The organism is Sphingomonas panacisoli (assembly GCF_007859635.1).
GTDB lineage: Bacteria > Pseudomonadota > Alphaproteobacteria > Sphingomonadales > Sphingomonadaceae > Sphingomonas > Sphingomonas panacisoli.
In genome coordinates, this window is record NZ_CP042306.1 from 2175954 (window position 1) to 2188644 (window position 12691).

13 protein-coding genes and 1 pseudogene are annotated in these 12691 nt (G+C 65.3%); 6 read left to right on the plus strand and 8 right to left on the minus strand.

Translation table 11 applies throughout. The features are described 5' to 3' along the window. Positions 1-4: 4 nt before the first annotated feature. The 5 genes and pseudogenes from spt to lptG all read left to right on the plus strand — a co-directional run bounded on the left by spt (position 5) and on the right by lptG (position 5700). Positions 5-1261: a serine palmitoyltransferase gene (spt, locus tag FPZ24_RS11005; protein WP_146571944.1), complete on the plus strand. Its 1257-nt coding sequence runs from the start codon at positions 5-7 to the stop codon at positions 1259-1261. 231 nt (positions 1262-1492) lie between these two features. After that, a pseudogene (locus tag FPZ24_RS17840) lies at positions 1493-2710 on the plus strand (ATP-binding protein); the annotation flags it as partial. 199 nt (positions 2711-2909) lie between these two features. Continuing rightward, a complete protein-coding gene (locus tag FPZ24_RS17845; RefSeq protein WP_338061651.1) occupies positions 2910-3263 on the plus strand; it encodes a response regulator in 354 nt (117 codons plus the stop codon). 98 nt (positions 3264-3361) lie between these two features. Beyond that, positions 3362-4603: an LPS export ABC transporter permease LptF gene (gene lptF / locus FPZ24_RS11015; protein WP_186728777.1), complete on the plus strand. Its 1242-nt coding sequence runs from the start codon at positions 3362-3364 to the stop codon at positions 4601-4603. Between the two features lie 5 nt (positions 4604-4608). Continuing rightward, the gene (lptG, locus tag FPZ24_RS11020) at positions 4609-5700 is read left to right on the plus strand and encodes an LPS export ABC transporter permease LptG (protein WP_240047701.1); all 1092 of its coding nucleotides are present in this window, start codon (positions 4609-4611) and stop codon (positions 5698-5700) included. Between the two features lie 114 nt (positions 5701-5814). Here lptG and FPZ24_RS11025 read toward each other — a convergent pair whose 3' ends face one another. Further along, on the minus strand, positions 5815-6918 hold the full coding sequence (locus FPZ24_RS11025; protein WP_146571946.1) for a fatty acid desaturase family protein: 1104 nt from the start codon (positions 6916-6918) through the stop codon (positions 5815-5817). A gap of 131 nt (positions 6919-7049) precedes the next feature. Continuing rightward, the gene (locus FPZ24_RS11030; RefSeq protein ID WP_420853360.1) at positions 7050-7340 is read right to left on the minus strand and encodes a GIY-YIG nuclease family protein; all 291 of its coding nucleotides are present in this window, start codon (positions 7338-7340) and stop codon (positions 7050-7052) included. A 147-nt stretch (positions 7341-7487) separates the two neighbouring features. On the opposite strand from FPZ24_RS11030, the gene FPZ24_RS11035 reads away from it, so the two are divergent. Beyond that, positions 7488-8642: an N-acetyltransferase gene (locus FPZ24_RS11035; RefSeq protein ID WP_146571950.1), complete on the plus strand. Its 1155-nt coding sequence runs from the start codon at positions 7488-7490 to the stop codon at positions 8640-8642. A gap of 49 nt (positions 8643-8691) precedes the next feature. Here FPZ24_RS11035 and FPZ24_RS11040 read toward each other — a convergent pair whose 3' ends face one another. The 6 genes from FPZ24_RS11040 to FPZ24_RS11065 form a co-directional block, all read right to left on the minus strand. Further along, the gene (locus tag FPZ24_RS11040) at positions 8692-8943 is read right to left on the minus strand and encodes a hypothetical protein (RefSeq protein WP_146571952.1); all 252 of its coding nucleotides are present in this window, start codon (positions 8941-8943) and stop codon (positions 8692-8694) included. Between the two features lie 165 nt (positions 8944-9108). After that, a complete protein-coding gene (locus FPZ24_RS11045; RefSeq protein ID WP_146571955.1) occupies positions 9109-9903 on the minus strand; it encodes a transporter in 795 nt (264 codons plus the stop codon). Beyond that, the gene (locus FPZ24_RS11050) at positions 9900-10199 is read right to left on the minus strand and encodes a hypothetical protein (RefSeq protein WP_146571957.1); all 300 of its coding nucleotides are present in this window, start codon (positions 10197-10199) and stop codon (positions 9900-9902) included. The genes FPZ24_RS11045 and FPZ24_RS11050 overlap by 4 nt, the downstream gene beginning before the upstream one ends. Before the next feature lie 3 nt (positions 10200-10202). Next, positions 10203-10973: an exodeoxyribonuclease III gene (gene xth, locus FPZ24_RS11055; RefSeq protein WP_146571959.1), complete on the minus strand. Its 771-nt coding sequence runs from the start codon at positions 10971-10973 to the stop codon at positions 10203-10205. A gap of 7 nt (positions 10974-10980) precedes the next feature. Then, on the minus strand, positions 10981-11319 hold the full coding sequence (gene erpA, locus FPZ24_RS11060; RefSeq protein ID WP_146571961.1) for an iron-sulfur cluster insertion protein ErpA: 339 nt from the start codon (positions 11317-11319) through the stop codon (positions 10981-10983). 110 nt (positions 11320-11429) lie between these two features. Beyond that, a complete protein-coding gene (locus tag FPZ24_RS11065; protein ID WP_146571963.1) occupies positions 11430-12614 on the minus strand; it encodes a M23 family metallopeptidase in 1185 nt (394 codons plus the stop codon). Positions 12615-12691: the final 77 nt, after the last annotated feature.

Here is a 12691-nt window from a genome sequence, read left to right on the forward strand (position 1 = left end):
TCCCATGACCGACGCCGGCCAAACCACCGAGACACTTCCCGCCGATCCTCCCGCGGTGGCGCCCGAGCGCGACCTGATGTCGAAGTTCGACGGGCTGATCGCCGAACGCCAGGCGTTGATCGATACCGGCGTGACCGATCCGTTCGCGATCGTGATGGAGCAGGTGAAGTCACCGACCGAGGCGGTGATCAAGGGCAAGGACACGATCCTGCTCGGCACGTACAATTACATGGGAATGACGTTCGACCCCGACGTGATCCAGGCGGGCAAGGATGCGCTCGACCAGTTCGGGTCGGGTACCAACGGCAGCCGGATGCTCAACGGCACGTTCCGCGACCATATGGAAGTCGAGGACGCATTGCGCGATTTCTACGGCACGACCGGCGCGATCGTGTTCTCGACCGGCTACATGGCCAATCTCGGCATGATATCGACGCTGGCGGGCAAGGGCGAATACGTCATCCTCGACGCCGACAGCCACGCCTCGATCTATGACGGCTGCAAGCAGGGTTATGCGGAGGTCGTCCGCTTCCGCCACAACTCGGTCGAGGATCTCGACAAACGGCTCGGCCGCCTCCCCAAGGAAGCGGGCAAGCTCGTGGTGCTCGAGGGCGTCTATTCGATGCTCGGCGACATCGCGCCGCTGAAGGAAATGGTCGACGTCGCGAAGAAACACGGCGCGATGACGCTGTCCGACGAAGCGCATTCGATGGGATTTTACGGCCCCAACGGCCGCGGCGTGTATGAGGAGCAAGGCTGCGACGTCGACTTCATCGTCGGCACCTTCTCCAAGTCGGTCGGCACCGTAGGCGGGTTCTGCGTGTCGAACCATCCGAAGTTCGAAGCGATCCGCCTTGCCTGCCGCCCCTATATCTTCACCGCCAGCCTGCCGCCATCGGTCGTGGCGACCGCCGCGACGTCGATCCGCAAACTCAAGCACGCACATAACAAACGCCAACATCTCTGGGAAAACGCACGGAAACTTCATGGCGGGCTGACCGCGATGGGATTCAAGCTCGGCACCGAAAAGCCCGACAGCGCGATCATCGCGGTAATCCTGAACGACCAGGAACAGGCGGTGATGATGTGGCAGGCGCTGCTCGACGGCGGGCTCTACGTGAACATGGCGCGCCCGCCCGCCACGCCGGCCGGCACCTTCTTGCTGCGATGCTCGCTCTGCGCGGAACACACCTCCGGACAGATCGACCGCATACTCGGCATGTTCCAGGCTGCAGGCCGCGCGACGTCCGCAATCGGCTGAGAATACCGGGGCTTCCCTCGATTCGCGCGATTCGCTAGAATAAACGCCATGGGCGGGAGCGAGGCCGAACCACGGCTGGTCGATAGGGCACGCGCGATCTGGCGGGGGGTAACCCTGGCGGTGATGGCGTTGGCTGGCGTCGGCATCCTGATCGCGCTCATCGTTCTGCAGTCGGGCGCGAACGCCCAGCGCGACGAAGCGCTGAAGCTGCAAAGCCACAGCTACGACGTGATGATTCTGACCCGTACGCTGTCGGGTACGATCGCGCGCGCCGAGGCGGCGCTCGGTCGCTACGTCGTCAGCGGGAACGAGGGTATCGGCCGCGAATATGCCGATCAATGGGCGCAGGCGCGGGCGCAGATCGACCGTCTCGACGACGTCACCGGCGACAATTACGATCAGCAACACGCCATCGACCGCCTGCGCGCCGCGTTCGAACAGCGCGGCGAAGAATTGTCGGTGACCGCGCTCAGCACGGCCTACAAGAAGGATCAGCAAGCTTACTCGCGCTACTACGAGGCCGGAAAATCGTCGTCGTTGCGCGAAATCGAAAACGAGCTCGAACAAATCACGGCCGCCGAACACGCCTTGCTCGACAAGCGCAATGCGGCGGCGATGGCGACGGTCAACCGTTCGAGCCAGATCGCCGGCATCCTGTCGATCTTCGGGATCGCGATCGTCCTGGGCGCGATCGTCCTCGGCGCGCTGACGATCAGGGCGATGCAGGAGCGCGCCGTCGCGCGGGCGGACGCGGATAGCGAACGCGAGCGCTCCGCACAGTTGGAGGAAGCGGTCGACGAAGCGACGTTCGCGCTCAGCCAGCAGGAAGCCAAGCTGCGCCAAGTCCAGAAAATGGAAGCGGTCGGTCAGCTTACCGGCGGGATCGCGCACGATTTCAACAATATGCTGGCGGTCGTTCTGGGCGGACTGGAGTTGGCCCGCCGCGCGATTACAAGCGATCCGGCAGGCGCCGCGCGCCATCTCGACAACGCGACCGACGGCGCCAATCGCGCGGCCGCGCTCACCCGCCGATTACTGGCTTTCTCACGCGAAGAAGCGCTCAATCCCGAGGCATTGCGGCCGATCGACGCCATCGCGGGCATGTCCGATCTGCTCGATCGCACGTTGGGCGACGCGATCACTGTCGAGCGCGGCGACGACGGCGCGGGCTGGACGATCTGGGCCGATCGCCACGAACTCGAAAACACCTTGCTCAACCTCGCGGTCAACGCGCGCGACGCGATGGACGGGCGCGGACGGCTGAGCATCCGGACCAGCGCGACGACGTTGACCGCCGGCCAGATCGGGCATTGCCTGGGCGGCGATCATATCGCGGTAGCGGTTACCGATACCGGGTGTGGCATGGCGCCCGAACTGCTCGAACGCGTGTTCGAACCGTTCTTCACCACCAAGCCCGTCGGCAAGGGTACCGGCCTCGGCCTCAGCCAGATCTTCGCCTTTGCGCGGCAATCGGGCGGGGAGATCACGATCGATCTCGACCCCGGGCGAAGGCACCACCGTCACCCTTTATCTGCCGCGCCACATCGCGACGTCGGCGGTCGATACCCAGGCCGCACCTGCGGTGCCGATCGATCGCGGGCCGACCATCACCGGGCTCGGCATCCTGGTCGTGGAAGACGATCCACGCGTGCTAACCGCGACGGTCGGCGCACTGGAGGAGCTCGGCCATCGCGCAATCCCCTGCCCCGATCCGCTCGACGCGCCGCGCATGCTCGACGATCTCGGACCGTTCGACCTGGTCGTGTCCGACGTATTGATGCCGGGCCAGACCGGGCCGGAGATGGTCATCGGCCTGGTCGCGCGCCGCCCTGACATCGCGGTGCTGTTCGTGACCGGCTATGCCGGCGAAGGCGCGGCCGCGGATTTCGGCGGGCGAACCGTGCTCCGCAAGCCCTTCACCATCGCCGGGCTGGAACACGCGATCGCCGAAGCGATGGCGTTCGACCGCCCCGCCCCGCCCGACCAGCTCGCCGCAGAATAGGACGGTTTTTCCGGCTGACGGCGGACCAATGCCTGCCTATAGCCGTTTGAACACGCAGCCACGCCGCCCCCGGCCGAAGGACCGACGTCCCACCCCACATGAAGTCCATCGATCGCTACATGGCCCGGCTGATCGCGGTCCCGTTATTCTCGACGCTGGTCATCGCGGCGATGCTGCTGGTGCTCGACCGCATGCTCCGCCTGTTCGATTTCGTCGCCACCGAGGGCGGACCGGTCAGCGTGGTGTGGCAGATGCTCGCGAACCTGCTGCCCGAATATTTCGGGCTGGGCATTCCGATCGGGCTGCTGCTCGGTTGCCTGCTCGCATTCCGCCGGCTCGCCACGTCGTCGGAGCTCGACGTCCTGCGCGCGGTGGGGATCGGCTACAACCGGCTGATGCTGGTGCCGTATATGTACGCGGTTGTGCTGGCGGTTCTGAACCTCGGGATCGTCGGCTACATCCAGCCCAAGGCGCGCTTCAACTACGAGCGGCTGCGGTACGAACTGCGCACGGGCGCGCTGGGCGCATCGATCAAGGTCGGCGAATTCACCAGCTTCCCCAATAACGGCCCCACCGTCCGCATCGAACAGAGCCGCGAGGAAGGCCGCGAACTGTCGGGCATCTTCCTCCAGCAGACCGACAAGAAAGGCAACGCGCTTGCCGTCACCGCGGAAAAGGGCAAGTTCTTCGGCACAGCCAATCCCGACGAGATCATCTTTCAGCTGACCAAGGGGACGTTGGTCCGCAACGAGGTTGGCATACCGACGCCGCGCGTGTTGCGGTTCGACCTGTGGAATATCCCGATCCCGCTGCCCAAGAGCGATCCGTTCCGCGGGCGCGGCGGGCGCAACCTCGAACGCACACTGCCCGAACTCGCGGTGCTCGGCCGCAAGAGCAACAAGGACGAGGAATCGCGCGACACCAGCCGCGCGGCGTTCCATTTCCGCCTGACCGAGGTCGCCGCGATGTTCCTGCTCCCGCTGCTCGCGATGGCGCTGGGCGTACCGCCGAAGCGATCGACCTCGGCGCTCGGCGTGTTCCTGGCGATCGTGATGATCGTGACGTACTTCAAGGTCAACGAATACGGCCAGGCGGTCGGTGGGCTCGGGCAGATCGATCCGTTCCTGGCGCTGTGGGTACCGTTCACGATCTTCGGCGGGCTGGTGCTGTGGATGTACTACACGATCGCCTACGTCCCCGGCGGTCAGCCGATCGGCGCGCTGGAGCGCGTGTTCTCGAAGCTATCCAAGGCCGTTCGGCGCTGGCTGCCCGGCCGACGAATCCAGCCGGGTGCGGATGACGAGGACGACGATGTCCCCGCAGAGGGGGTTACGGCGTGATCTCGATGCAATTCTTCCCGTCGCGGACGGTATCGATCTACATGGCGAAGACGTTCATCGTCCGCGCCTTCGCGGTGCTCGCGGCGCTGGTCCTGGTGCTCCAGTTCCTCGACGCGCTGAGCGAGTCGGGCATCATCCTCGCGCATCCGGGCAATACCCAGGCCGACGTCTGGCACTACATCTCGCTGCGCACGCCGCAACTCGTCGCGCGATTCCTGCCCTATTCGGTGCTGCTGGGTGCGATCATCACGTATTCGACGCTCAACCAGAACAGCGAGGTCATCGCGCTGAAGGCGTCGGGCCTGTCCGCGCACCAGATCCTGGCGCCGATGATCGTGGCGGCGATCGGCATGGCGGCGCTCAGCTTCGCGTTCAACGACCGTATCGTCAGCCGCGCGACCGAAACGCTCGATGCCTGGAAGAAGGTCGAATATGCGCCGGTCCCGATCGATCACGGCGACCGCACCAACGTTTGGACCAAGGCCGGCGACGATTTGATCAACGTGCGGCACGTCAAGATGACCGGCGATACCGCGGCACTGACGAACGTCGCCTTCTACGACCGCGACGCGCAGGGGCGGCTGATCTCCACGATTACCGCCGATCACGGCCGGCAAGAGGGCAACGCCTGGCGCATCTGGCCCGCCCGCAAGTTCGACGTCGCGACCGGGAAGGTGAGCACGCTCGGATCCGTCCTGGTCGCCGAGGGCGTGAAGCCCAGCCAGTTCACGCTTGCCAGCGTCAATGCGGAGGGGCTGTCGTTCCTCGAACTTCGCAGCGCGGTTGCCGCGCTGAAGGCGGCGGGGCGCCCGACCAAATCCTATGAAGGCGAGCTGTGGCACAAGCTGTCCGGACCGCTATCGGCGGTGCTGATGCCCCTGCTCGGCGCGGTCGCGGCGTTCGGCATCGCGCGATCGGGCAAGCTGTTCATCCGCGCGGTGATCGGGATGAGCCTGGGCTTCATCTATTTCGTCGTCGATAATTTCGCGCTGGCGATGGGTAACCTCGGCGCCTACCCGCCCTATCTCGCGGCCTGGGCGCCGTTCCTGTTGTTCCTGATGATCGGCGAAGCGGTGCTGATCAGGACCGAGGAATAGCGCGAAGTTGACACCAAGTTGACACTAACGCGATCGACCCGGCCGAGCTTCTTTCTCTAGAATCAATAAGATACCGAGAACGCTGACAGGCGAAATCCTACATTGCAAGCGCGATCAGCGGCGCAGCATCGTGCTCCGCGCGATCTTGCCGACCAGGAACGGCAGACCCTTGTAATTGCCCTTGTGATAGACCGACTCCGCATCGAGCGCGGCGGTGATCCGGCGGTGCGCGGTACCGAGCGCATGGTAGGGCAGACCGGGCAGCAGATGGTGCAAGGCGTGATAGCGCAAGCCCACCGGCGCCCACAGCATCGGCAACAGCGCCGGCGGCGGCACGTTGACCGAGTCCAGATACTGCGCGGTGACGGTCATCGCCTCGCCCTCATTCTCCCACAGATGCGCGACCAGCGTGCGGACCTGATTGGTCACCGCGAGGCCCGAGGTTACAGTGAGGAAGATCAGGAAGGCCTTGAGCGGGATGATCCCCGTCGCGGTCAGCGCAATCAGCGCGATGGCGTAGATGCTCGCACCTGCTTCCAACCGGTGCCACAGCGCGCGCGCCGGGCCTTCGGGCGGACGGCGGCGGAACGACGGGTTGATCTGCAGCCCCGAGTAGCGCGCGACGACGACGCGACGCAGCGGCGGGACAATCGCCGATAGCGGCGTGAGCACCGCATAGCGCACCAGCAACGCGACCGGCGCCAGCGCGGCGACCAGGATAAACACTGGCAGCGTCCACCACTTCATCAGCGCGAGCGGCAGATATTCGGGATCCTCGGCCGTGCCATAGCGCGTGCGCGCGTGGTGGAGGTTATGCACGCCCTCATACATGAAGCTCGGCGTCAGCAGCGGGATACCGACGATCAAGTTCCAGCCGAGCCGGAACCCCGGCACCGCGGCATGCTTGATGTGCGTGAGTTCGTGGATGAAGCTTTCCGCGCGATACAGCGCCAGCGCCGCGACGACGCCCGCTGCGATGCTCCAGCCGAGCGACGGCGCCAGAATCGCGATGATCAGCGCGCCATAGCCGATCACCGCCGACGCCAGCATATCCGCCCAATAAATCCTCGGCTTCGGCACGTTGAGGTCGCGCGTCAAATCGGCGGCCGCCTTCAGCATGGCCTTATCGTCGTCGATCCGCGCACGCGCCGCGGCGCGCGCGGCCACGGCGGCGGCAGCACCGGTTTCCCGGCGGTCGAGGGTCGCAACTGTTTCCATGGGGCTCGCCATTGGCCGAATATAGTGGCGATACGGTGGCAAACCAACGGCGAAGGACGCGCGATCAGTGTGATCGAGATTTCCGTGCAGCCGTCACCCCGGCCTTGTGCCGGGGTCCGCGTGGCCGAGGATCAATTGTCCAGAGGTGATAGGCCCAACGCCACCGCCAAGTCATTCCATTCCGGATTCAGCCGTTCGATAAGGTTGTATTTGTATTCGCGCGGCCAGCGCTTGATCTGCTTCTCGCGCCGGATGACGTCCTCCATCGTCGCGCCTTCCTGGTAATAAACCAGCCGTTTGATGCCGTATCGCTTCGTGAATCCGTCGAATGCCTCCTCGCGATGCTGAATGACGCGGCCAATGAGGTTCGAGGTCGCTCCGGTGTAAAGCGTGCCGTGGTACGTCTTGGCGAGGATATACACGCATGGGATGATCTCTCTCATGGCCATAGCCTGCGGCGGGGCGGACCCCGGCACAAGGCCGGGGTGACGGATAGGCCTTGTTACAAAGCCGGCATTGCCGATCCGCCTCTCTTTCCCTAACCCGCGCTGTCCCAACGCGAGGTACCGATGCCCTCCCCAGCCGCCATCCGACCGATCGACAGCAAGGCCGACCGCAAGAAGTTCGTCGACCTCCCTTTCCGCCTCTACAAGAACGACCCGAACTGGGTGCCGCCGCTGAAGGGCGAAGCGCTCGGGCTGATCACGCCGGAGAAGAACGGCTGGTTCAGCCACGCCAAGGCGCAACTGTTCCTGGCGGAGCGCGATGGCCGTGTGGTCGGACGTATATCCGCGCATATCGATACGCTCGCGCTGACGATGCCCGCCGACAAGGGGTTCGGGCCGGGTTGCGGGCAATGGGGTTATATGGATGCCGAGGACGAGGACACCGCCAAGGCGTTGATCGCGACCGCGGAAGGCTGGTTGCGCGACCAGGGCATGAACCGTGCGCTCGGCCCGATCAGCATGTCGATCTGGGAGGAGCCGGGGCTGCTCGTCCAGGGCTACGATCACGCGCCGACGATCATGATGGGCCATGCCAAGCCCGAATATAAGGGCTGGATCGAAGGCGCCGGCTACACTCATGCCAAGACGCTGCAGACCTACGATCTCGACGTGACGAAGGAATTTCCGCCGATCGTCCAGCGCATCATCAAGTCGGGCGAACGCAACCCGAGCATTCGCATCCGCGAGGTCGACAAGTCGAAGTTCGACGAGGAAGCCGCGATTATCCTGGCGATCCTCAACGATGCATGGTCCGACAACTGGGGCTTCGTGCCGCTGACCCCGCCGGAGATCGACGATGTCGGCGTGAAGCTGAAGCCGATCGTGTTCAACGACCTGATCCGCATCGCCGAACTCGACGGCAAGCCGGTCGCGTTCATGATCACGCTCCCCGACCTCAACGAAGCGATCAAGCCGCTCAACGGATCGCTGTTGCCGTTCGGTTGGGCGAAACTGCTGCTGTGGCTGCGCAAGCCCAAAGTGCGGACGATGCGCGTACCGTTGATGGGCGTGGTCAAGGAATTGCAGGCGTCGCGGCTGGCGGGGCAGCTCGCCTTCATGATGATCGAATATATCCGCCGTGCGGCGGTCGCGAATTACGGCGCGACGCGGGGCGAGATCGGCTGGGTGCTCGACGACAATCAGGGCATGAACGCCATCGCCGACGCGATCGATAGTCACGTCAACAAGGTATATGTGATCTACGAAAAGACGTTGTGACGTCTGCCCGGCGAGGGCATTCGCCCTCGCCGGACAAGATCGGCATGGCTCAGCGTGCCTGCAGCTTGGTCACGTCCACGCCCTCGGCGCGCCATTCGGTCGCGGTCTTGCAGACGCGGCCCTGGCGGATCGAGCCGGTGACCATTTCGGCCCGGATGCAATAGCGGGTCTTCGCGTTGCCGTTGGGCTGCTCCGTCGTCGCGGTGCCGCTGGGGTCCTGATTCTTGCCGGCGGCGAGCACGGGGCTGGCGGCGACGAGGCCGATGGCGGCGAGAGCGACGATCGAGACTTTACTGAACATGATTCTGCTCCTTCACAGTCGACAAGGGGCCGTCGACGACTGTGTTGGTGCATTAACTGTGCCAAACACTTGAATGACATTATTTCAATGCTTTATCAAACAACTACGTTTGTAGTTGTTGGCGGATTTTGCCAATCAATGGGGCACCGCACCGAACATCGGCGATCAGAAGCGGCGCGATACCCCGGCCAGGAGTTCGAGGTCGGGCGCGTCGCGATTGAGCCCCGCGATACCGCCGATATCGAGCTGGAGGTCGTCATTGACCTTGTACGCGAACGACAGCGCCGCGCTGTCCTGCCACGTCTTGCCCATCGGATCGGCGTCGCGGAGCGCCTGCCCTTCGAGCTCGACCGTCAGCTTGTCGTTGAGCGCGATGCCCAGTCCGACCACCGCGCTTGCCGCAAAATGGCGGCCGCGCCCATCGCCGTTCACCGCGGCATCGATCTCCGGCACGAACTGGACGTTGACCGTTTTCGACAGATCGTAGGTCACCGGCACCACCACGCCCGCCCCCCAATCCCCCGCGCCGACCGGCGTGCGACCGGCGGGGAGCGTGACGAACGGCTGCACCGCAAACGACAGCCCGCTACCGTCGGGATTGGCGAGGTTCGCCTTGAGCCCCAGCGTCACGTCACCGGTGCGCGTCGCGCGATCGACGCTGCCGCCCTGGCGTTCGCGCACGAATCCGACCGGCGTCCAGCCGATCTGCGCCTCGAGCGTCTTCGTCAGCCCGATCCGGACCAGCGTGTCGCCGATCAGAATCGTGTCGGTGCGGTCGCCCGGCTGCTTGTCGAGCGTCCAGTCGGTGAGCGACGTCTCGACCGACACGCGGCCCGAGTCGATCGTGCAGGCGGGCGAGCCCAATCCCGGGCGCGCGGGGCAATAATCGCGCGGCTTGCCGTCCTCGGCCCAGGCCACGCCAGGGAGCAGCAGCAGACCGGCGAAGAGAGCGAGCCTCATGCCAGCCTGACCGGGGTGGGATCGCCGAATTCGGCAATCGCCTCGGCTTCGGCGGCCGCGCGCGCTGCGATGTACGCGGTGTCGACGCGGTCGCGGCCATGGGTCTCGCCGAGCTGATCGAGGATCGCGTCGTCGTCATGCGCGGCGACGCTTTTCACTAGTTCGTCGGCGTCGATCGCCAGCGCCGCCGCGAGCGCCCGCATCGTCCGGGCGCGGACATGAAACGCGAACGCATCCAGCCGCGCACTTTCGAACTCACCCTTGCGGTGCAGCATCTTCTGCAAGTCGAACGCCACGGCTTAGCGCAACCTGACCCAGGTCGGCGCGTGGTCGCTCGCCTTTTCGCGGCCGCGATACTCCTTGTCGACGCCGGCATCGCGCAGCCGATCGGCCGCCTGGGGGCTCAGCAGCAGATGGTCGATGCGGAACCCCGCGTCGCGCTGCCACGCGCCCGCCTGATAGTCCCAGAAGGTCCACACCTTGCCGCCAGGAAACTTCGTGCGCAGGGCATCGGTCCAACCCTGCGCCAACAGCGCGCGATAGCGTTCGCGGCTTTCGGGCTGCATCAGCGCGTCGTCCTGCATCGCGCGGACCGAGAAGGTGTCGTCGTCGTTGGGAATGACGTTGTAATCGCCCGCGAGCACCACCGGGACTTCTTCGGCCAGCAAGGCACGCGCGCGATCGGCGAGCCGATCCATCCATTTGAGCTTGTAATCGAACTTCGGCCCGGGCTGCGGGTTGCCGTTTGGGAGATAGATTGCGGCGACGACCAGCCCGTCGATCTCGCATTCGAGGTATCGGCTATGCTCGTCCTCGGGGTCGCCCGCGAGCCCGCGCTGACGCTCGACCGGCACCTTGCCCTTCGCCAGCACCGCGACGCCGTTCCAGCTCTTCTGGCCGTGCCACACCGCGCCGTAGCCGGCCTCGTGGATACGATCGATCGGGAAACCGTCGTCCTGCGACTTCAGCTCTTGAAGGCAGACGATATCGGGCTGCTGCTCGGTCAGATACTCGACCAACCGGTCGATCCGCGCCTTGATGCCGTTGACGTTGTACGTGACGATCTTCACGCGCGCGTCAGACTGAAAAGCTCGTGCCGCAGCCGCAACCGGACGCGGCGTTGGGATTGGTCACCGCGAAGTGCGCGCCGCCGAGATTATCGACGAAATCGACCGCCGATCCGCGCACGAGATCGAGGCTCATGTCGTCGACCACCAGCCGCACGCCGTCGGTCTCCGCGATCGTGTCGCCCGCTTCCGGCGCGTCGGCCAGGCCGAACTTGTACTGGAACCCCGAACACCCGCCGCCTTCGACCGACAGTCGCAGGATGGCAGGCTTGCCCTGCCGCTCGGCGATAGCCGCGACTCGCGCAGCGGCTGCGGGGGTGAGGGTCACGTCGGATGCGAGCGTTGCCATGGGGCGGAGATAGGGGCTGGCGACCGTATCGGCAACGCCCGTTCACGCGTCGAAAGATAGGGCCGCGCCGGTTGCCCGGCGCGGCCCCTCCTCTCCTTATAATAACTCGATCAGTCGGCGGAGTCGGACGCCGCCTCGGTGCTCACAGGCACCGCGTTGAGCTGCGGGTTCTTGAGCGCCGTCAGGTAATCCGCGGTGGTCAGGAACGGCATCGGATTGACCGCGCGGCCATCGATGCGGACTTCGTAGTGCAGGTGCGGGCCGGTCGACCGGCCGGTCGAGCCCGACAGCGCGATCAGCTGGCCGCGCTTAACCTTCTGGCCGGCGGTGACCAGGATCTTCGACAAGTGACCGAAGCGCGTCTGGATGCCGCGGCCGTGGTCGATCTCGACCATGTTGCCGTAGCCGCCCGACCGCTCCGCCTTATCGACCACGCCATCGGCGGTAGCGTAGACGGCGGTGCCGGTCGCGCACGGGATATCGACGCCGGGGTGGAACGCCGCGGTGCCACGGAACGGATCGCTGCGGATGCCGAAATTGCTGGTGAACTTCATGTCGGTCACCGGCTGGACCGACGGGATCGAGATCAGACCGTCCTCCAGCGTGTCGAGCTTCTTCCAGGTCTGGAACAGCGCGCGGAACTGAGCGTCGGCGGCAAGATCGGCTGCGGCTTCGGCGCTGTCGGCGGCGATCAGCGGACCGCCCATCGCGACCGGCTTGGGCTGGAAGCGCGCCGGGTCGATCCCGATCGCCTTCGCGCGCGCCACCGCCGCGATGTAGCGCTTCTCGGTCGCGACACGCGCCTTGATCGCCAGATTCACCTGGCTGCGCTCGACACGGGCGAGCGGCTCGACGACATCGGCGGCGACCGCGGCGGCCTTGGCGTCGATCGGTTCGTACGCGATCGGCTGGACGTTGCCCTGGTTGTTCAGCGCCGCGGCGAGCATCGCCTGGCGCGCCTCGACGCGCTTGGCGCGGACGTCGGCGACATATTTGATCTGCTGGATTTTGGTCTGCATGTCGGCGACGGCGGCCTCCATGCTGGCGACCTTCGCCTCGGGCGACAGCGGCTTTTCGGTGAGACCGGTCAGCGCGATTGCACCGGCGCCGGCCTGCGCCACGCCATAGGCCGAGAAGAACAGGGTAACAGCGAACGCCGCGGCAAGCGCCGCCTGCGTCCGGCCCGCGATCGAAAAGCGTCGCAAGTCACGGCCGTCGTGGAAAATGAAATCGCGCGTCTTGAAGAATTGCCCGAAGCGCGCGACGGCGCCCCGCAAAGACGTAAAATTGATCATGTGTCCCCGGCGACTCTGGCGACGGTCACCGCAAGCGACGACCTGTGATTGCTTGAACGACCGGACCAACCCCACAC

Coding starts and splice junctions, on each gene's coding strand:
- spt (WP_146571944.1), top strand. CDS start 5: ATGACCGACGCCGGCCAAACCACCGAGACACTTCCCGCCGATCCTCCC.
- lptF (WP_186728777.1), top strand. CDS start 3,362: ATGAAGTCCATCGATCGCTACATGGCCCGGCTGATCGCGGTCCCGTTA.
- lptG (WP_240047701.1), top strand. CDS start 4,609: ATGCAATTCTTCCCGTCGCGGACGGTATCGATCTACATGGCGAAGACG.
- FPZ24_RS11025 (WP_146571946.1), bottom strand. CDS start 6,918: ATGGAAACAGTTGCGACCCTCGACCGCCGGGAAACCGGTGCTGCCGCC.
- FPZ24_RS11035 (WP_146571950.1), top strand. CDS start 7,488: ATGCCCTCCCCAGCCGCCATCCGACCGATCGACAGCAAGGCCGACCGC.
- FPZ24_RS11040 (WP_146571952.1), bottom strand. CDS start 8,943: ATGTTCAGTAAAGTCTCGATCGTCGCTCTCGCCGCCATCGGCCTCGTC.
- FPZ24_RS11045 (WP_146571955.1), bottom strand. CDS start 9,903: ATGAGGCTCGCTCTCTTCGCCGGTCTGCTGCTGCTCCCTGGCGTGGCC.
- erpA (WP_146571961.1), bottom strand. CDS start 11,319: ATGGCAACGCTCGCATCCGACGTGACCCTCACCCCCGCAGCCGCTGCG.
- FPZ24_RS11065 (WP_146571963.1), bottom strand. CDS start 12,614: ATGATCAATTTTACGTCTTTGCGGGGCGCCGTCGCGCGCTTCGGGCAA.